This window comes from Vibrio cionasavignyae (assembly GCF_050337155.1).
Classification (GTDB): Bacteria; Pseudomonadota; Gammaproteobacteria; order Enterobacterales; family Vibrionaceae; genus Vibrio; species Vibrio nomapromontoriensis.
Genome location: NZ_JAKJSR010000012.1, coordinates 92,283 through 111,169 on the forward strand (window position 1 = coordinate 92,283; position 18,887 = coordinate 111,169).

18 protein-coding genes are annotated in these 18,887 nt (G+C 44.9%); 8 read left to right on the forward strand and 10 right to left on the reverse strand.

What is annotated here, in order from left to right; all coding sequences use genetic code 11:
• Nucleotides 1-14 precede the first annotated feature (14 nt).
• Nucleotides 15-689 (reverse strand): beta-ketoacyl synthase chain length factor, encoded by a 675-nt coding sequence (locus L4D74_RS08265; protein WP_428751661.1) that lies wholly within the window; start codon nt 687-689, stop codon nt 15-17.
• Nucleotides 690-759: 70 nt separating this feature from the next.
• On the opposite strand from L4D74_RS08265, the gene L4D74_RS08270 reads away from it, so the two are divergent.
• From L4D74_RS08270 to L4D74_RS08285, 4 genes are all read left to right on the forward strand, one after another.
• Complete coding sequence (locus L4D74_RS08270) at nt 760-1,152, forward strand: hypothetical protein (RefSeq protein WP_428751662.1); 393 nt, start codon at nt 760-762, stop codon at nt 1,150-1,152.
• A 28-nt stretch (nt 1,153-1,180) separates the two neighbouring features.
• Entirely contained in the window at nt 1,181-2,251 is a 1,071-nt protein-coding gene (locus L4D74_RS08275) for a methyltransferase (RefSeq protein ID WP_428751663.1), read from the forward strand.
• A gap of 194 nt (nt 2,252-2,445) precedes the next feature.
• Entirely contained in the window at nt 2,446-2,784 is a 339-nt protein-coding gene (locus L4D74_RS08280) for a hypothetical protein (RefSeq protein WP_428751664.1), read from the forward strand.
• Nucleotides 2,785-3,026: 242 nt separating this feature from the next.
• Nucleotides 3,027-3,338: a hypothetical protein gene (locus L4D74_RS08285; protein ID WP_265673313.1), complete on the forward strand. Its 312-nt coding sequence runs from the start codon at nt 3,027-3,029 to the stop codon at nt 3,336-3,338.
• An 85-nt stretch (nt 3,339-3,423) separates the two neighbouring features.
• On the opposite strand, the gene L4D74_RS08290 is transcribed toward L4D74_RS08285, so the two are convergent.
• The 5 genes from L4D74_RS08290 to ugpB form a co-directional block, all read right to left on the reverse strand.
• A complete protein-coding gene (locus L4D74_RS08290; RefSeq protein ID WP_428751906.1) occupies nt 3,424-4,272 on the reverse strand; it encodes an HAD-IIB family hydrolase in 849 nt (282 codons plus the stop codon).
• A gap of 13 nt (nt 4,273-4,285) precedes the next feature.
• Nucleotides 4,286-5,392: a sn-glycerol-3-phosphate import ATP-binding protein UgpC gene (locus L4D74_RS08295; protein ID WP_265673314.1), complete on the reverse strand. Its 1,107-nt coding sequence runs from the start codon at nt 5,390-5,392 to the stop codon at nt 4,286-4,288.
• Entirely contained in the window at nt 5,393-6,241 is an 849-nt protein-coding gene (gene ugpE / locus L4D74_RS08300) for a sn-glycerol-3-phosphate ABC transporter permease UgpE (protein WP_428751665.1), read from the reverse strand.
• The gene (gene ugpA / locus L4D74_RS08305; protein WP_428751666.1) at nt 6,241-7,122 is read right to left on the reverse strand and encodes a sn-glycerol-3-phosphate ABC transporter permease UgpA; all 882 of its coding nucleotides are present in this window, start codon (nt 7,120-7,122) and stop codon (nt 6,241-6,243) included. Before ugpA ends, ugpE begins: the two co-directional genes overlap by 1 nt.
• Nucleotides 7,123-7,192: 70 nt before the next feature.
• Nucleotides 7,193-8,500 carry a sn-glycerol-3-phosphate ABC transporter substrate-binding protein UgpB gene (gene ugpB, locus L4D74_RS08310; RefSeq protein ID WP_428751667.1) on the reverse strand — a complete coding sequence of 436 codons (1,308 nt, stop codon included), beginning with the start codon at nt 8,498-8,500 and terminating at the stop codon, nt 7,193-7,195.
• A gap of 233 nt (nt 8,501-8,733) precedes the next feature.
• Here ugpB and L4D74_RS08315 point away from each other — a divergent pair, with 233 nt between their 5' ends.
• From L4D74_RS08315 to L4D74_RS08325, 3 genes are all read left to right on the forward strand, one after another.
• A complete protein-coding gene (locus L4D74_RS08315) occupies nt 8,734-9,489 on the forward strand; it encodes a glycerophosphoryl diester phosphodiesterase (protein WP_428751668.1) in 756 nt (251 codons plus the stop codon).
• 2 nt (nt 9,490-9,491) lie between these two features.
• On the forward strand, nt 9,492-10,307 hold the full coding sequence (locus L4D74_RS08320; RefSeq protein WP_428751669.1) for a DeoR/GlpR family DNA-binding transcription regulator: 816 nt from the start codon (nt 9,492-9,494) through the stop codon (nt 10,305-10,307).
• 294 nt (nt 10,308-10,601) lie between these two features.
• The gene (locus L4D74_RS08325) at nt 10,602-11,270 is read left to right on the forward strand and encodes a murein L,D-transpeptidase catalytic domain family protein (RefSeq protein WP_265673322.1); all 669 of its coding nucleotides are present in this window, start codon (nt 10,602-10,604) and stop codon (nt 11,268-11,270) included.
• Nucleotides 11,271-11,413: 143 nt separating this feature from the next.
• Here the strand turns inward: L4D74_RS08325 and L4D74_RS08330 are convergent, their stop codons facing one another.
• Both L4D74_RS08330 and L4D74_RS08335 read right to left on the reverse strand, forming a co-directional pair.
• Complete coding sequence (locus L4D74_RS08330; protein WP_428751670.1) at nt 11,414-13,414, reverse strand: methyl-accepting chemotaxis protein; 2,001 nt, start codon at nt 13,412-13,414, stop codon at nt 11,414-11,416.
• Between the two features lie 269 nt (nt 13,415-13,683).
• Nucleotides 13,684-15,081, reverse strand: a complete 1,398-nt coding sequence (locus L4D74_RS08335; RefSeq protein WP_265673324.1) for a DEAD/DEAH box helicase — start codon at nt 15,079-15,081, stop codon at nt 13,684-13,686.
• Nucleotides 15,082-15,353: 272 nt separating this feature from the next.
• Between L4D74_RS08335 and L4D74_RS08340 the strand changes: the two genes are divergently transcribed.
• A complete protein-coding gene (locus tag L4D74_RS08340; RefSeq protein ID WP_265673325.1) occupies nt 15,354-16,742 on the forward strand; it encodes an MATE family efflux transporter in 1,389 nt (462 codons plus the stop codon).
• A 58-nt stretch (nt 16,743-16,800) separates the two neighbouring features.
• Here the strand turns inward: L4D74_RS08340 and dgcA are convergent, their stop codons facing one another.
• Both dgcA and dgcN read right to left on the reverse strand, forming a co-directional pair.
• Entirely contained in the window at nt 16,801-17,766 is a 966-nt protein-coding gene (gene dgcA, locus L4D74_RS08345; RefSeq protein ID WP_265673570.1) for an N-acetyl-D-Glu racemase DgcA, read from the reverse strand.
• Between the two features lie 34 nt (nt 17,767-17,800).
• Nucleotides 17,801-18,802, reverse strand: coding sequence for an N-acetyltransferase DgcN (dgcN, locus tag L4D74_RS08350; protein ID WP_265673326.1), 1,002 nt, complete (start codon nt 18,800-18,802; stop codon nt 17,801-17,803).
• Nucleotides 18,803-18,887: the final 85 nt, after the last annotated feature.

The following is an 18,887-nucleotide window of genomic DNA, read 5'->3' on the forward strand; positions in this document are numbered from 1 at the left end:
TTAAAGGGGGTGTTCTATTCAGACTTTAACCACTGCTGAAGAAAATCTAAGGCTTGTGGTAAACGGCTATTGGTTTGGTGGCTATTTTGAAGTAAAAATGAGTTCGTCTCGCCGCGAGTTAACACCAACCCTAAGCTGTAGCCACGGAACTCTTTGTCTTCATACTGTTGATAAACCTCGGGTACGGGCTCGTCAAAGTCTACGAGTAGCACGCGATGCGATGGATTATCTTCTAGGTAACTCCAAGTTTCGATAAGTGCGCTATTAAAGGTATCACTGCTAGCGGAAATAGAGGTTACTGGGATCGCTTGTTTAGCCGCTATCGTAGTGAGACCTGCTGCCGTATTATGAACAGATTGAGAGAATGCCATCGGTGAGGCATCTTCACCACTAATGATACTTTTAATTAGTTCAGAACTGCGTTGCAACTCACCATGTCGGCTAGAAAAAACAATATAATCAATGTGCTGGTTTTCCATGAGTTCGAGTGCGCACTGAACTGCGAGCTTACTTAATGAACTCATTCTACGTCGCATCATCGCTGGGATTTTATTGACTTCAAGCGTCTCGTCTTCAGGCCATTGTGCTGATTTAGACCAGGAAAACCAATCTGACGGCGTATGTAATCCTTTGGATTTTGCACACCAAGCGTCAATTTGGAAAGAAAGTAATGGTAATGAATGAGACATAAGATATTGATTTATTGGCACACGACTGGATAATCATATCGTTTTATAAACTAAAATGTAAGGAAATAGTATGAAAGCGCTAAAGTTTGCAGTGGCATTTGTCATGACGTTGGTATTAGTTGGTTGTGGGCGAGTACAACCAGTATTGAACTTTGAAAATGAGCCAGTGGCGCATGATTTGACCGCTGAGCAGGTTAAGTCTGCGATAATCGCAGCCGCAACAGCGAGAGAATGGGTTATTTCTGAGCCTAAACCAGGTGTATTAAAGGCAACTATCTTGGTCCGCACCCACGAAGCGGAAGCTGAAATCCCATATACCAATAAATATTATTCCATCACTTACGTTAGTTCTAAAAATCTAAAAGCAGCGGATGGTGAAATTCATCGCAATTACAATCGCTGGATCAATAATTTGAATACTGATATAAGAAAGCAACTTACCGCTGTCGCAGCGTCGAAATAATTTAATAATATAGTAATCGGGATTTTACGTGTCAGAACAAAACATTGATCCATACAATGCATTTGAAGCAAAGACAGCCGCTCAAGAGCTGTCTTTCGCTCCGATTGTGTTTCAAGCTGCTCGCACCCTAAGAGATTTGGGAATTCTAGCCGAACTCGACAAAGTTGGTGAAAAGGGTCTTAATGCCGAAGAAATAGCTCAAGCAACAGGTGTTTCGGAATACGGGGTGAAAGTACTACTGGATATGGCGATTAGTGCCCATATTGTATTGTGGAATAAACCAAATTATTCATTGGCGAACATGGGGCATTTTTTGCTCCATGATGGTATGACCCAAGCGAATATGGATTTTACTGCTGATGTTTGTTACGCCGCGATGATGCATTTAACAGAATCCATTAAAGAAGGTAAACCTGCAGGGTTGAAAGAGTTAGGAGAGTGGGAAACCATTTATCAAGGCTTATCTCAATTACCTGAAAAAGCGAAAGAAAGTTGGTTTAAGTTTGACCATTTCTATTCTGATCGTTCGTTTCCTATTTTGCTTAAAGAAGTGTTCAGCTTAAAACCTAAACACATCGTAGATATTGGTGGAAATACCGGAAAGTGGGCCCTGCAGTGTTGTGGTTACAATGATGATGTTGAAGTCACTATCGTTGATTTACCCCAACAGCTTAATGTGGCGATGAAAAATGTTGCTGACAATGGCTTCGCTGATCGCGTTCATCCATTTCCTGCGAATATGCTAGATAAATCTCAGCCATTACCCGCGCATGCTGATGTGTGGTGGATGAGCCAATTCCTAGATTGTTTTTCGCCAATGGAAATCCTGACCATTTTGAAAAACGTACGAGCTCAGCTTGCCCCTGGCTCGACGGTTTATATTTTAGAACTGTTTTGGGATGCACAAAAATACGATGCCGCCTCATTTAGTCTAAACGCTACCTCGTTGTATTTTACTTGTCTTGCTAATGGTAATAGCCGTTTCTACCGTAGCGAAGATTTCTTAGAAATCGTTGAAGCTGCTGGGCTTGAGGTGACAGAGCGTACCGATAATATTGGGTTGGGTCATACGTTATTGAAGTTGAAAGCGAGCGACTAAGTTTTTGTGACTAAGTATTTGTGGCTAAGTACCTGAAAATACGTATTTGAAACTCAGCATTAACGATGTGCAATGAAAAGTTCGAATGATTTTTGATGCATAACTGATTGGAGTAACGACGTTGCTTGGCGATACACTTTTGATATGGACGAGAGTCCTGTCGAATTATCGTTATTATGAGTAAGGTCGATGACATGTTGAAAGTTATTTGTAGTGTAGCGTTAGTACTCACTACCATCGTGAGTACTGGGTGTGTGACCAGAAAAATCCCTGTCGAACCTGAGGCTGAGAAAGTTCATGCTCTATCTAATCTTGCCCGACAAGATATGAGTTGTGAGAAGGTAGATACGTTTATATTCAAGGACGGACATCCGAATAATTTTTACCAATACATTAAGAACACAACCTATATGTTGGGTGGTACACACTTTCAGATTGAAGACGTGATTAAAACCCGCAAAGGGCGACCTGTTGGTGCGCAGGTTACGGCGTACCACTGCCAATCAGTGGCTTCTAGCGCTAATCGCGGATAGTGTGAGTACAAAAGTCGATATTGTGAATTCAATGTCGGCTTTTTTTATTTAAGCAATTAGGCAGCTAAGCAACTAAACCAGTATCTACTGCTAACATGACGGAAATCTTAATCCCCAACGTTGGTTGTAAATTAGGTTGCGCATACATTCTATCGACTTTATCGATAGGCGCTATTTGGTTTTGAATACGGTAACGATTATAGTCGCGTCGAATTATGATTGTTATTGTTAGAGCCTAATAAATGTTTAAAGTAGTTTGTACCACACTGTTACTCCTCATCACTTTGATGACCACAGGCTGTGTGACGAGAAAAATTCCAGTAGACCCTGAAGCGACCAAAGTTCGAATGATGTCTGATTTCACCGAGAAACACATGCAGTGTGAAAAGATAGACACATTCGTGCTTGAAGACGGGCACCCGAATAATTTCTATCCGTACATTAAGAACACCACGTACATGTTGAGTGGCACTCATTTTAATGTGGATAAAGTGATTAAAACTCGTAACGAGCTTCCAGCCGGGGCACAAGTTTCGGTTTATCATTGTAAGTAAATACCGTAAGAGTAAGCGCTCGCCTTTTATGTGAAAAGAGCCGACATTGTGTATGCAATGTCGGCTCTTTGGTGAACATGGTTAATTACTGCTTTGCTTGAACAATCAACGTTGCCAGTTCAGCAAATCCATATCCACCATTGTTCACAGTGATATAGCTTGGTTTTGCACGGAGTTGTGGTAGCCATCGAGTAATATTGTTGACGCCAAATGTCATGGGAAGCCATGCGAACATAGACTCGTCATTGAGGGAGTCACCAATGTAGGTGATGTGTTCGAGAGGTAAGGATTCTTGTGACAATTGTTGTAGGAGTAACTGCTCACTCGTCACTTGTTTACTGTGCTCGCCAATCCAGACATTAATATGAATCGAACTTTGTGTGGCTTTGACGTTATGACCTTCAATCGACAATTGACGAATACGCGCCAGTAACTCTTGGCATGTGTCGCGATCAACCGCATCGCGGTCTTGGCCAATATTGATGGCGACATCGCAGTAGCGAAACGCTTGGTCATTAGCAAAATCAATATCGGGGTAGTCACGCAGAAGTTCTTTTAATGCCTCTAGCAATTGCGCTTGCTGATGCTTCATTGTTGCCATGGGCAACGTTGACTCAATGTGAAACCCTTGACGGTTTTTCTGCATGGAAAAAGCGCCATTTTCGCCAATCACACTATGAACAGGCCATAATTTTGCGATTTGGTCACACCATCCTGCACACGCGCCTGTCACCGCAATAACATGAACACCCACCTCCTTGAGTTGCGTTAGTGCTTCAAGGGTTTGAGCGGGTAGAGTGCCTTGCCATGTTAATGTGTCATCAACATCAGTGAGCAACCATTGAATTCGTTTCAACGCTTCAGTCGGTGCCTCTGTTAATGGCTGCGGACTTTTAAGCGGTTGAGGCACAGCCGACGTGGTGGGAGGCAACATATTGTTCAGGGTGCTAGGCATTGATGACCTCTGGCTTGTCTGCCGCATGAGCATCAAACGCAATGCGTTTTTCAGTCGTAGAGTCAAATAAGTGGACATGATTTAGGTCGATATCCAAACCCAGAATATCACCAATGTTGATGTTGCTGTGTCCTTCAACGCGCACAACCAGCTTTTGTGCTTGGTTATCTTGAGTTTGGCAGTAGAGAAGTAAATCGGCGCCCAGCGATTCAACCAGTTCCACTTCGACTTCAAACCATGGGTCGGCGTTGGCAATGGTGAGATGTTCAGGGCGTAGGCCTAACTTGATTGCTCCTAGGTCGAGCGATTGAGTCTGGCTTGGCAGTAATGCGTGTCCAAGTTGCAGCCCCTCTGCGGTGACGTTTGCATCGAGTATGTTCATGGATGGCGAACCGATGAACGTTGCCACAAACATGGAGGCTGGGTTGTCATAAATTTCTAATGGGGTGCCGACTTGCTCGACATTTCCTTTGTTGAGCACCACCAATTTGTCGGCGAGTGTCATTGCCTCGACTTGGTCATGGGTGACGTAAACCGATGTGGTTGCCAGCCTGCGTTGCAGCTTCTTAATCTCTAGGCGCATTTGAACTCTTAACTTAGCATCGAGATTAGAGAGCGGTTCATCAAATAGAAATACTTTAGGCTCTCGGACGATGGCTCGCCCCATCGCGACACGCTGTCGTTGACCACCGGAAAGTTCTTTTGGCTTGCGGTCAAGCAGGTGTGAAAGCTCCAGCATTTCTGCTGCTTCATCCACTAAACGTTGGATTTCCGCTTTGGGGGTTTTACGGTTACGAAGTCCATACGCCATGTTATTGAATACCGACATATGCGGATAAAGCGCATAGTTTTGGAACACCATCGCAATGTCTCGTTCACCCGGTTCAAGGTGGTTGACGACGGTGTTGTCGATGGTGAGTTCACCGGAGGTGATTTCCTCCAATCCCGCTATCATGCGAAGGAGTGTTGATTTGCCACAGCCACTAGGGCCAACAAGCACCACCATTTCACCATCATTGATGTCTAGGTTTAACTTTTGGACCGCTTGATAGCCATTTGGGTACGATTTTGCGATGTTTCTAAGAGTGAGCGTTGACATTTATTTCTCCGAATCTACTAGGCCTTTGACGAATGCTTTTTGCATGCCAATAACAACGATGACAGGGGGCAGCATAGCGATGATGGTGGTCGCCATAATTTTGTTCCATTCCACGACGCCATCGACGACGCCTAGCATTTGTTTGATACCCATGACAATGGTGAAGTATTGAGTATCGGTGGTGATCAGTAATGGCCAAAGATATTGGTTCCAGCCATAGATAAAGGTAATAACAAATAGTGCGGCGATATTCGTTCTCGACAAGGGTAGTAAAATATCAATAAAGAACTTGATAGGCCCCGCACCATCCATACGAGCCGCTTCGACTAACTCATGAGGAACGGTTAAAAAGAACTGACGAAACAAGAACGTCGCCGTCGCACTGGCGATCAGAGGTATGGTTAAGCCAGAAAACGAGTTGAGCATATTAAGATTCGTAATGACTTCAAATGTCGGCATGATACGTACTTCAACGGGCAGCATGAGCGTGAAGAAAATCATCCAAAACGCCAACATACGACCGGGGAATCGGAAAAATACCACCGCGTAGGCGGACAAAATGGAGATGGTGAGTTTCCCGACAGTAATGCATAGCGCCATGACGAGTGAATTAAACAGCATGTGTGTAATGGGCAAGGCGGAGTTGTTGTAAGTACTTTCGTTGCTCCACAGCTCTCTAAAGACACTAAATCCTAGGTCGCCAAACCAAAGTGGCGTGCCCGTGGCAAAAGCGGTGTTGTCATGAGTCGTCGCGACTAGCGCGACCCAGACTGGCAGCGCAATAGAGAGAATGCCAAGGATTAAGATGACATGACAAAAAATCGTAAATAGGGGTCTTCGTTCAACCATTAGTATGCCACCTTCTTTTCTACATATTTAAATTGGAACACGGTGAGGAGCGCGACTAATGCCATTAAAATAACGGATTGCGCTGCTGAGGAGCCAAGATCGAGTCCGATGAAACCGTCGTTATATACCTTATAAACTAAGGTGGATGTACTGTTGCTTGGCCCACCTTGTGTCATCGCATGGATGACCGCGAACGTGTCAAAAAAGGCGTAGACAAAGTTCACCACTAAGAGAAAAAAGCTGGTGGGTGAAATGAGTGGAAAGCTAATGGTCATAAAGCGTTTAATTGGACCACTTCCGTCAATCGCTGCGGCTTCGTGCAAGGATTTAGGTACCGATTGCAATGCAGCGAGAAAAAATAGGAAGTTGTAGCTAATCTGCTTCCATGTTGAGGTAATGATGACCATCCACATCGCATGGCTGCCGTTCAATGTTGGGTTCCAGTCCACACCAAACCAGCCTAACATTTCCGTCACGACACCAATGGTCGGGTCAAAGAGAAAGAGCCATAGCGATCCTGCAACAACGGGGGCAACGGCATAAGGCCAGATGAGAAACGTGCGGTAAAAGGTTGAACCACGCACGATCTGTTCCGCAAATGCCGACAGAATCAGGGCGCTGATCAAAGCGAGAAAAGCCACGCTGATACTAAATTGTAACGTGGTAAGAAATGCATCTAGATAATAGCTGTCGTTGAAAAGGGTAATGAAGTTTTCTAATCCAACGAATTCTTTACTCAATCCAAACGCGTCTTCAAGTTGCGAGGATTGGAAAATAGCCTGACCCGCAGGCCAGATAAAAAAGACTAATGTGATAAATAGCTGGGGCGCGATCAGCGCAACAGGTAACCACTTATTTTTAAATACAACAGGAGATGACATACAAGTGTTCCAAGGTACTGCGGCAAAGCAAAATATCGCCACCGATAACGGTGGCGACTAATTATGTTTGTTATTTTTGTGTACGTTCAAAGCGACGAAGTTGTTCGTCACCGCGACGAACGGCATTGTTGAGCGCAGTTTTGGCCGATGCTTTTCCTGCCCAAACAGCTTCAAGTTCTTCATTGATAATGTCGCGTGTTTGTAAGAAGTTACCGAAACGAATCCCTTTAGAGTTCGCCGTTGGCGTGGTCGACGTCATCTGAACGACTGCAGTGTCGGTACCTGGATTAGATTGGTAAAAGCCTTGTTGCTTAGTGAGCTCGTAGGCGTCTTTAGTAATGGGTAGGTAGCCGGTGAACTGGTGCCAGTCAGCTTGTACTTCTGGGCTTGAAAGGTAGCTAAAGAATTTGGCAACGCCTTTATACTCTTCATCAGAGTGGCCACGAAGTACCCAAAGAGAGGCACCGCCAATGATGGTGTTTTGTGGCTTTTCAATCAGTGTATCGTCATAAGGCAGCTGCGCGACGCCCACATCGATACCTTTCATGTTTTCTTGGATGCCAGCCAGACCCGCTGATGAGCCCATTGTCATACCACACTCTTGTGTATAGAACAGAGGCATACCGTCAGATTGGCGACCGCCATATTTAAAAATACCCGCTTTTGACCATTCTCCCATCTGTTCGATGTGTTTAACAAATGGTGTTGCGTTGAATTCAAACTGAGTATCTACGCCGCCGAAACCATTGTTGTTGTTGGCAACGGCAATATTGTTTCGAGCGCCAAAGTTTTCAATTTGTGTCCAAGATTGCCAGGTTGTTGTAAAGCCGCATTGCGCACCAGATTCCATCAGCTTACGTGAAACCGACTCCATCTCCTTCCACGTTTTTGGTGCTGCATTAATGCCAGCCTTTTTGAACATGTCTTTGTTGTAGTACATGACAGGGGTTGAGCTGTTGAACGGCATGGATAGCATTTCACCATCATTGGTGGTGTAGTAACCCGTGACGGCCGCAAGATAGTCATCTGTATCAAAGGGTTCTTTGGTATCTTCCATCAGTTCGTAGACGGGGTAGATCGCTTGTTTCGCCCCCATCATTGTTGCGGTACCGACTTCAAATACTTGCACAATCGCAGGTTGCTCTTTTGCTCTAAACGCCGCAATAGCGCTTGTCATAGTTTCTGCGTAGCTGCCTTTATAAACGGGCTTTATCTCGTATTCTGATTGGCTGGCATTAAAGTCGGCGGCGATTTCATTGACCTTTTGACCTAGCGCACCGCCCATTGCGTGCCACCATTCTACTTCTGTTTTAGCGTGAACTTGTGTACTTAAAAGTGCGGTTGTTAATGCTAAACCAGTAAATGTCTTAATTGACATGAGATCTTCCTTATCTGAGGACATCAATATTGTGGTAGTAAGATTTGATGGGAATAATAAACAGCCACCAAAATGTTCACTTGAAAGTTAAATGAACTTAATGACGCTTTAGTGACATTAAAATGAAGTTAATTTTTCGGTTTTGTTCACTATTGCTCACTATTAATGAAATAAAATCGTAACGTTAATCTGAGATTCTTCGATTTGAATTAATGAGACAGAGAAGAGTATTCATGAAGTTAACCGCACATCGAGGTGTATCTAGTATCGCGCCAGAAAATACATTGGCGGCGTTCAATTTGGCGAGGCAATATGGTTGTGACTGGATTGAACTTGACGTTCAGTTGAGCGCGGATAATGTTCCTATGGTCATCCATGATAAAACGGTAGACCGATGCAGTAATGGTAGTGGCTTGGTTTCTCAAATGACTCAACAAGAATTGAAACAGTTAGACGCGGGTTCTTGGTTCGATTCGCAATATAATAAAGAACAAATTCCAACACTTAGCGAGGCATTGTTGTTAGCCAAAGTTAATGGGACTAAGGTTAATATTGAAATAAAACGCTACCCAGATGATGACGTGTTTGAACTTTGCGACCAAATAAAAAACGTCATAGATGCGCATAATTTGACGTTGTCGGATTTGCTTTTTTCTAGTTTTGATAACGTTGTATTAAAGTATCTTGGTGTTATATTGCCAGAGATAAAGCGTGGTCAGCTGTGGCAGAGTATTCCAGATAATGCCAGTGAGATACTATTAGAAATAGAGGCGTTTAGCGTGCATTGTGATTATCGCTACTTGTCTAGAGGACAGGCCTATAATATTAAGGCATTGGGTTACGGTCTCTATTGTTACACGCCTAATAGACCGGGAGAAGTATCTGAATATTGGGAGTGGGGTGTGGATATGATGATTACTGATAAGCCACAAGCTTATCATTCTTTGGGTTTTATTCCGCAGGATCCGGTTGAATGTGAGACGTTGTAATAATGCATAAATTAAGTCTTCGTCAGCAATCTATTGTAGATAAAATTCATCTTCAGGAATATTGCGCCATTGATGATTTAGCCCGCTGCTTTGACGTGACGACTCAAACGATAAGGCGAGATATAAACGAGTTGTGTCGTTTAGGATTAGCCTGTCGTCATCACGGAGGTGTGGGTTTACCGGCGATGTTGGCGAACCGCAGTTATGTGTCACGTCAAACCACAAATAAAGACGAAAAATTGAGTATTGCCAAGCAAGTGGCGCAGCATGTCCCGAATGGTAGTACGGTATTTCTAGGTATTGGCACGACCATTGCGATGATTGCAGAGCAATTAATTACCCATCAAGAGTTAAGAGTGGTCACGAATAATTTTGAAGCGGCGCATGTCCTGTCTCAGTGCGATCATATCGAAACTTGGGTACCCGGAGGGCGGGTTCGAACCAATGATCGAGATGTTGTTGGTGACCACGTTGTCCCATTTTTTGACCTGTTTTCCGCCGATATTGGGATTGTGAGTTGTGCTTCTATACGTGCCGTTGAAGTGTCAGCAGGGCCACAGCCAAGTGGCTTTGTGACGACGTCTGGCGAGCAGCAAGATTATGCTTTTGAACATGAACTCAGAGAGGCGGCAGTCAGCCAGAAAATTATTGCAGGCGCGAGTGAAAAATGGCTGGTGGCGAACAGCTCTAAATGGCAAGGTAAAGCAAACGCTAAAATCGCGCCACTGAGTTATTTCGACCGTATATTTAGTGGTCATCATTCTCAACAGTCTAATCCAGCCACATCATTAACGGCGGATAGAGTGACGTACGGTTAAGTCAATTAAGAGGCGTGCTATAAAATGGATTGGATTATACTAATGGTCACTGAAATATGAATTAAGTGGCGTATTTTTGTCGTAACACTTAATGTATTGGAATAAGAAAGTTAACTTGTTGATTATAAATGAATCGCTTGGAGAGCTTATAGATATCATACGATTTGTTTCAAATTTTCGCTCAAAAACCCCACGATAATGTTCAGTATTTACTCAAATTAGCGTAATATCCCAGCAATTGTAAATGCGTTATTGAACGTATAAATTGATTTATTGAGCTAACCTGTTGTAGTAATGATTAAAAATATTATTTCCCCTCTATGGATGTTTGCTTTCATAGCGGTTTTGGCGTTTTCATATAATGCTCGCAGCGAAACGGAATTATCACCCTACCATACACCGAAAAAGGTAGAGACGGATAAAACGCAAGTTGAGCGTATATATGATAGAGCAGCATTAGATGGCGTGGTTGATTTTCAACTATTTAAAGACGCCTATATCGCGTATAGCCAAACGCCAGAAAAAAAGAAACCGTTGCTGACGATTATCGATTATTCGAAACCTTCAACGGATAAACGTTTTTATGTTATTGATCTAGCTAAAAAAGCGTTGATGTATAACACGTATGTTTCCCATGGTGTGAATAGCGGTGCTAAACAAGCCACGGCCTTTTCTAATGCGATTAATTCTCGAAAAACGTCATTAGGTACTTTTGTTACCGATACGACTTATTACGGCTCTAACGGCTATTCGTTACGGCTAGATGGTTTGAGCCGTGGTGTTAATGATAATGCGAGAGATCGCTATATCGTTGTTCATGGCGCAGACTACGCTAATGAATCATTCATTAAAAAGAATGGCTATTTAGGTCGCAGCTGGGGTTGCCCTGCATTACCGGAGGCGTTATCTAAAGAGATTATAGACACCATCAAGGGTGGTAGTGTGATCTATGCAAGCTCATAGCATGTAAGCTGATCTTATCGGACCATGAAAGCCAAAAAATACCGAGTTTAATACATTGTTTGTGATTAGCTCGGTATTTTTTTATCTATTACTTTCAAATTATTAAGCGACTGGCTTAGTTACAGCTACTAACTTAGTTACAGCTACGCGCTTAGCTTAAAGGCAGACACTTCGTTGACCAGCTCTGACATTCGCGACTTTACTGTACTCATTTCGTTATGAAGATTAGTGACCGTTTGATTAGTGCTTTCAACAAGAGACAATAGATTGTCGATATCGGAATCAACCGATAGCGTGGTTTGAGACTGTTCTTCTGAAGCGGTTGCAATACTGGTGTTGAAATCGGTGATTTCTTTTACTGTCACCGTGAGCGCATCCATCATTTCGTTGGTTTCAGATACCATGGTTTGTGTAGTGTAGCTAGCATCTCGGCTACGCTGCATATTGCCAAAGGAGGTTTTGGCGTTATCACTGATGTTGTCCAGAAGGTGTCGAATGTCTTCTGTGGACTGTTTACTGCGTTGTGCCAACGTTCTCACCTCGTCTGCGACGACAGCAAACCCACGTCCTTGTTCGCCAGCTCTGGCAGCTTCAATCGCCGCGTTTAACGCAAGAAGGTTAGTCTGCTCTGAAATCGCATTGATAGTGTCGAGAATTTCAGTGACATTTGCCATTTGCTGCTCAAGGCTTTCTAAGCAGGTATAGGTGTCGTTGACACTTTCAATAAGACCCGTGGTTGTGGCTAGCGATTGTTCGCCGTGTTGATGACACTCTATCGCTTTATCTTTGACACTATCGGCGCTGTGTTGCGCATCCACGGTGATACTGGCCACTTCTTGGCTAGTTTGCGACATTTCAGTCATCGCTGTTGCAATGTTGTCACAACGAAGGTGCGTCTGTTGGCTAGCTTGTTGTGCTTGGCTGACCAATTCCGTCATGGTCTTCATTTCTTGTTCAGTGCGATTGGCGACCTCAAGCGATTTACGCAATGCTTGGCTTAGACTGTCAGTGAGGTGATTAAAATGAAGGGCAATTTCACCCAACTCATCATTTTTGTTGCTAGTCAGTTTAACGGTTAGGTCTTTGTTTTTGGCAATGTGATCCAGTTGCTGACTAAATTGGCGAACCCGCTGGCGAATCGTCCGAACGGAATGAAACGCGAGTAGAGTTAATGGCACCACCACAAATAGTGCGAGAGCAATATAGGAAAAGCGAGCTTGGCTCGCTTGCGCTTTGAGTTCAGCTGCGGTCTGAGAAATATCCAGAGTAAAGGTATCGCGCAGAGTCTTGACTAACCCAATTCGTTTTGTTGCTAACGAGAACCAGGTTTGAGGAGTAGGACCCGTTAACGTGGTAAGGCTGTCTTTTTGGCTCAGGTACTGCTGTTGGATGTTATTGACGTCTTCCCAAGTTTGACTGCGAGTAATGGCTAGAAGTTGTTGCTTTATATCGCCTTGCAATAAAAGCTCTGCTTGTCTTAACGCTTGCTTTTCAGTGGCGATATAAGTACTGATATTGCTGTAAGCGTCTAATGAAGAGTGCTGCGCTGCAAAGGCACCGTTGAGCGCACCGCGCGCTTTTCCTGCCTCTTCCTTAATCACCAATAACGCCAGCAAGCCCTGCATTTTTAATTTGAGCTGTGAGTCGCTAATTTGAGTCAATAACACGGATAGGTTATCAAGGGCGAGGCTATTGATGTTGGTGTAGAAAGCAAAAGGTGAATCTTGGATGGCGAGACTGTCGACTTGAGCGCGTATTTCACCTCGTCGCTCAAGTTGTTGCTTGATATCCCTCATCAGGTTGCTAAACAGCGTCGAGTCGATATGCATAGGTTGAAAAGCAATGAGGTTTTGATACGCAAGGTCGGCATTTTTGCGCTGTTTTTTAAGGGCGTCAGCTTGTGTGCCTTGGCCTTTAGTGGCGAGTACACCCGCAGTCAATCCTCGCTCGACCGCAAACTGGTGAGCGACCTCATCATAAAGGTGAAATAACTGAACCGATTCTTCAGAGGTGTCAGCGGCTGAGACTTGCTGACTGGTTTGGTTAATTTGTATTCCAATTAAAAAGATGAGTAGAGACGTGGGAATGAGAAATACAACAAGAATCGTATTTTTAATATTGAGCGAACGTAGCGACCTGAGCATGAATATAACCCTATGCAATATGTTTGCGATGAAGTTAACAAAAATTGTTATAGACTGAAAAGAGGTTGCAGAGTTATTTTATAGAACAATGATGTAGCGCAAGCGTAGTCAAAACATTGACTTGGTGTCAAAAAACCGGCTAGCCATTAAGTGGTAGCTCGTCGATGGTGTGACTGCTGTGGCGGTAAGGCGATGGTTACTGCACCATTAAAAAAGCCATCTTGCGATGGCTTTTTTAATCAATAATAACGGCTTAATAAGCCGTCTAGTTATTGTGACTTAGCAACCGTATTGGTTGGTTTTGGCTTACGTCTTCTTGGGGCGTTGCCAGGGCGGGCGTTCGCGCCGGAACGAGCATTCGGTTTGCCGCCATTTTTGTTATTTGACTCAGAGTTGCCAAATTGTCTCTGCTTGGTTTTTTGATGGCTATTCGTTGGACGTTGACCATCTGTGTGTTCTGTTTTTGGCTGTTTTGGTTTCTTCGGCTTTTTAGGCTTCATTGCGCGAGTGTCTGTTCTTGAAGCTGGTAGCGCATGCACAGGCTTGAAGCCTTCCATTTCATGTCGCGTTAACACTTCGCCAATCAGTCTTTCTATGGAAAACAGCTCTTTCGCTTCGTCTGCACAAACCAGTGAGTAGGCTTTACCGGTTTCACCAGCGCGACCAGTACGACCGATACGGTGCACATAATCTTCCGAAACATGTGGTAAATCAAAGTTGACGACTTGTGGCAACTGAGGAATATCTAAGCCACGAGCAGCAATGTCAGTCGCCACTAACACGCGGATTTGCCCAGTTTTAAACTGTTCCAGTGCCTTGGTTCTTGCGCCTTGGCTCTTATTACCGTGGATTGCCATCGCAGAGATGTTTTTGCCTTCTAAAAAGCGAGCCAAGCGGTTGGCACCATGCTTCGTTTTGCTAAATACGAGCACTTGTTTCCAGTCACCTTGCTCGATGAGCTTAGCCAGAATCGCTGACTTTTGGTTTTTGTCGGAAACATAGATGCTTTGCTCAACCAATTTAGTGGTTGAGTTAGGTGGGTTTACTGAGATCTCGACCGGATTGTGTACTAAGCCTTTTGCTAAAGAACGAATTTCTGGCGAGAAGGTTGCCGAGAAAAGCAAGTTTTGACGCTCTTTTGGTAATAGGTCGAGGATCTTTTTAATATCACGGAAGAAGCCCATATCGAGCATACGATCGGCTTCATCCAATACGAGTACTTCAAGCTGTGAAAACTTCACTGCATTCTGGCTGTAAAGATCAAGCAGACGACCCGGTGTCGCGACCAGGACATCGCAACCTTTACGAAGCTTTTGCATTTGCGGGTTTGCCTTGACGCCACCAAATATAACGTTCGATGTTGTTGGCAGGTGAGCGCCATACTTCACCACACTATCATGAACCTGAGCAGCAAGTTCACGCGTTGGCGTCAGGATGAGTGCACGTACGTGGTTGCTTTTTGCCCTTTGTCCAGCGCTCAACTTCTCAAGTAACGGTAGCGTGAATCCTGCAGTTTTGCCTGTTCCTGTTTGAGCGGCAGCCATGACATCTTTGCCTTCAATAATGGCAGGAATGGCTTTTTCTTGAATTGGCGATGCTTTGGTGTAGCCAAGCTCGTCGATAGCGCGAAGAAGTGGAACAGATAATCCTAAGGATTCAAAACTCATAGTGGTACTCAGTAAGTGGGGTAGGAGAGTGGGATCTCAAAGTGGATACTACCGGGGTAGGTGTATCTTTTTTGCGCCCATATACCCTAAGATAGGGCAAGGCGCGCTATTTTGCGTGCTTTCGAGTCGAACATCAATACAATTCTCAGTTATTGGTGGCTTGAAATTGACCATGATGACGTTTATATTGTCGCCGCCCACAGGGCACACCCTAAAATGCACACCGCCATCCTGCCATTATTGGTGCATTTATATTGGTGTTTTGAACCCCCATGCAAACTACAATTCGTCCTTTTTTACCTCGTTTTACCCGCGAATCGGGAGCGTTAATGACGTTGTCGACGCCAATTATTTTGACTCAGCTTGCTACGCAAGCAATGGGTTTCGTTGATACGACAATGGCAGGGCAGGTGAGCCCTGCTGATTTAGCTGCCATTGCACTGGGAACCAGCCTTTGGATTCCGGTGTTATTGCTTTTGCGCGGCATTATTATGGCGTTAACGCCAGTGGTGGCGTTTCACCGTGGCGCCCGTGATTTTGACAGCATTTCTGTAGAATTTGTGCAAATGCTTTGGCTCGCTCTAGCCTCAAGTGTTTTGCTGATTGGCTATTTATTAAGTGCTAAACCGATCTTGCAATGGATCGGTGTTGCCTCTGAAATCATCCCTATTGCCAGCGACTATGCGTATGCTCTAGCGTTTGGCGTACCGGGCATCGCTCTGTTTTATACCTTAAATGGCTTTTGCGAAGGAATGAATAATACCAAAGCGCCGATGATCATTTCGGTCTTGGGTTTGCTCGTCAATATTCCTGTGAACTATGTCCTTATTTACGGCAAGTTTGGTTTGCCAGAAATGGGCGCCGTAGGCTGTGGTTGGGCGACAAGTCTCGTGTATTGGATGATGTCGGCGTTGTTGTACTCTTATATTAAAGGGCACCATCATTTTAAAACGATTTTGCGTTTTAAAGACACGAAGCCGCGAGCAAAAGAAATTGGTCATTTGGTTAAATTGGGGCTACCAATTGGGATGAATATTGCCGTGTGTGGCAGTATTTTTGCCGTGATTGCGTTGTTGATTGCACGGATTGGTGCAGAAAACGTTGCTGCAGCTCAGATTGCCCTGAATATCTCTAGTATGACGTATGTGATTCCAATGAGTATTTCATTTGGTATTACGATTCGTGTTGGTCATGCTCTTGGGGCTAAAGACCATTCGGGTGCCGTCGAGCGCAGCCAGTTCGGTATTCTAGTGGCGGCGTTAATGTCATTGTTGTCGGTGGCGATGTTTTTGTTGTTCCCTGAAGTGATCATAAGGCTCTATACCACTGATCCAGCGATTAGCGCGACCGCGGCAACGTTATTAATCTTTACTGCTATGTATCAATTTAGTGATGCGCTGCAAACGTCAGCAAATGGTGCGTTGCGCGGCTATAAGGACACCAAAGTACCGATGTTTCTTGCTATTGCCTCTTATTGGGGGCTTGCGCTGCCGATTGGGGTGGTATTAGGGTTAACGGACCATATTGTTCCAGCAATGGGAGAAGAAGGGTTTTGGGTCGGAATACTGACCGGGCTAACGGTTGCGGCAGCCTTAATGTTGTTTCGTCTACGAATTGTCATTCGCCGTTATTCAAACAACCAGGATGTTTCAGCCGCGTAATTAGCAAGGCCGAAACCAAACAGCCCGAGCTTTTATACTCGGGCTTTTTCTTATTCCATTACACGACTATTGCGCCATTTTGGTACGTGAGTTTATCGTCTATATCACTTCCTAAAAGAACGGGCCCATCGAGGTCAACAATCTCAGCGTTGTTGGCGATTGGTAGGGCGGCTTTCATCGCCAAAGAGGTGCCAAGCATGCAGCCTGACATAATACGCATCCCCGCTGCTCGCGCTTGCTTTTCCAGTGCTAAGGCTTCGGTGAGTCCACCCGTTTTATCCAGCTTGATGTTGATCATTTCATAGCAGCCAATTAAGGCGTCAAGTTCGGCGCGAGTATGGCAGCTTTCATCGGCGCAAAGTGGAATAGGGTGGGGAATACCCGTAAGCAAATGATCTTGCCCGCTTGGTACGGGTTGCTCGATCATCGTGACATTCAGTTTGGCAAGGGCGTTAAAAACGGTGACTAGATTCAATGTTTGCCAAGCTTCGTTAGCATCAATAATGATTTTTGCCTTGGGAGCTGCTGCACGAATCGCGCGAGTCTTTTCAATCACCTCATCAGCATCAAGCTTAACCTTAAGTAAGGTGGCACCATTTTCAACATACTCTTTTGCTTGAGCAGCCATGCTTTGGAGGTTAGCCATTGAAACGGTCATCGCGGTCTCAATTTTGGGTTTGATAGAAAATTGCTGTTGTGGGAACTGCCCCCCAGCTTGCTTGGCTTCCAGTGCCCACAAGGCACAATCAATCGCATTTCTTGCCGCACCAGCGGGCATGGTTTGTAAGGCGGTACGAGCTGCTTGCGGTGTTAATATACTCAGTGGTTGGCTGAAATATTCAACTTGAGCCATCACCGAATCTACGGACTCACCATATCGAGGGTAAGGCGTGCATTCTCCTTGTGCCGTGTCATTAAGGTATTGTATGGAGACGCGCACAACATCGCAGTGAGTACGAGTGCCACGAGAGATAGTAAAGGGTCGCGCTAACTGAATCGCGTGATGGTAACTGCTGATTTTCATAGTGTTCACTCAATGACTCCCATAGCGTTATTTATCATACAGTGAGTTTGTCAGTGATGGTCTCGACGCCAAAACGCACGGGATCCGTGACGGGAAGTCCAAGCTCTTTACCCCATTTGACACATAGCTGCTTGGCTTCAGATTCAATTAATGAGGAGGTATTTAAACAGATACCGACGAACTGGACGTTGGCGTTGGTCACACGTGCCGCCAAAAGGTTGGCTTGGATGGTTTGTTCGAGGGTCGGTAACTGGGCGTGCGGTAGGTTGCGAATATGTTGACGGCCCACTTCATGGCATAGAACGAGCGCATCAGGTTGTGCGCCATGCAATAATCCAAGACTAACGCCTGCGAAAGACGGGTTAAATAACGACCCTTGTCCTTCAATAATGTCCCACTGGTGCGTGTCGAAATCAGGGCTTATTTGTTCAACAGCACCCGAGATAAAATCCGCCACCACGGCATCAACGGATATACCTTGACCGTCAATTAGGATGCCGGTTTGACCGGTGGCTTTGAAGCGAGCGTTGATTCCGCGTGAATTAAGTGACTGTTCGATTGCTAAAGCACTGAACATTTTGCCAACCGAGCAATCTGTACCAACGGTTAGCAGCCGCATGCCTTGACGCTTTTTCCCTGTCCCCACACATAGCCGTTCATTGTAGTGGCGAACGTCAAATAGATGGGTAATCCCTAGGTTTGCCAACTCGGTAAGTTCTGGTATTTCAGACAATCGTTGATGCATGCCTGAAGCAATATCAAACCCCATGTTCGCGGCGCTGATCAGCGTGTCTAGCCAATTTCTAGGTATTACTCCCCCCGCATTCGCCGTGCCGATCACCAAGGTTTTGGCGCCTTGCTGTTTTGCTTGTTGCAGGGTCATCTCACTAAGACCTAGCGAAACGGTGTCTGCGGTGAGTCTAAGTTGACCCAAGCAAGCCTCAGGCCGCCATTGCACGATACCGCGCGCCGTTTTTGCGGAAAGAGGGTCGGTAACATCCCCGAGGAAAAGTAAGTATGGTTGAGAAATTCGCATGGTGTCCCTTTCATTTAGCGTGCATTAAGTAACACCTAAGATAAACGCGGTTGGAGCTAGGGACGAATACTCTATTGTTGGTCGC

Coding starts and splice junctions, on each gene's coding strand:
- L4D74_RS08265 (WP_428751661.1), bottom strand. CDS start 689: ATGTCTCATTCATTACCATTACTTTCTTTCCAAATTGACGCTTGGTGT.
- L4D74_RS08270 (WP_428751662.1), top strand. CDS start 760: ATGAAAGCGCTAAAGTTTGCAGTGGCATTTGTCATGACGTTGGTATTA.
- L4D74_RS08280 (WP_428751664.1), top strand. CDS start 2,446: ATGTTGAAAGTTATTTGTAGTGTAGCGTTAGTACTCACTACCATCGTG.
- L4D74_RS08285 (WP_265673313.1), top strand. CDS start 3,027: ATGTTTAAAGTAGTTTGTACCACACTGTTACTCCTCATCACTTTGATG.
- L4D74_RS08290 (WP_428751906.1), bottom strand. CDS start 4,272: ATGTTGCCTCCCACCACGTCGGCTGTGCCTCAACCGCTTAAAAGTCCG.
- L4D74_RS08295 (WP_265673314.1), bottom strand. CDS start 5,392: ATGTCAACGCTCACTCTTAGAAACATCGCAAAATCGTACCCAAATGGC.
- ugpE (WP_428751665.1), bottom strand. CDS start 6,241: ATGGTTGAACGAAGACCCCTATTTACGATTTTTTGTCATGTCATCTTA.
- ugpA (WP_428751666.1), bottom strand. CDS start 7,122: ATGTCATCTCCTGTTGTATTTAAAAATAAGTGGTTACCTGTTGCGCTG.
- ugpB (WP_428751667.1), bottom strand. CDS start 8,500: ATGTCAATTAAGACATTTACTGGTTTAGCATTAACAACCGCACTTTTA.
- L4D74_RS08315 (WP_428751668.1), top strand. CDS start 8,734: ATGAAGTTAACCGCACATCGAGGTGTATCTAGTATCGCGCCAGAAAAT.
- L4D74_RS08320 (WP_428751669.1), top strand. CDS start 9,492: ATGCATAAATTAAGTCTTCGTCAGCAATCTATTGTAGATAAAATTCAT.
- L4D74_RS08325 (WP_265673322.1), top strand. CDS start 10,602: ATGATTAAAAATATTATTTCCCCTCTATGGATGTTTGCTTTCATAGCG.
- L4D74_RS08330 (WP_428751670.1), bottom strand. CDS start 13,414: ATGCTCAGGTCGCTACGTTCGCTCAATATTAAAAATACGATTCTTGTT.
- L4D74_RS08335 (WP_265673324.1), bottom strand. CDS start 15,081: ATGAGTTTTGAATCCTTAGGATTATCTGTTCCACTTCTTCGCGCTATC.
- L4D74_RS08340 (WP_265673325.1), top strand. CDS start 15,354: ATGCAAACTACAATTCGTCCTTTTTTACCTCGTTTTACCCGCGAATCG.
- dgcA (WP_265673570.1), bottom strand. CDS start 17,766: ATGAAAATCAGCAGTTACCATCACGCGATTCAGTTAGCGCGACCCTTT.
- dgcN (WP_265673326.1), bottom strand. CDS start 18,802: ATGCGAATTTCTCAACCATACTTACTTTTCCTCGGGGATGTTACCGAC.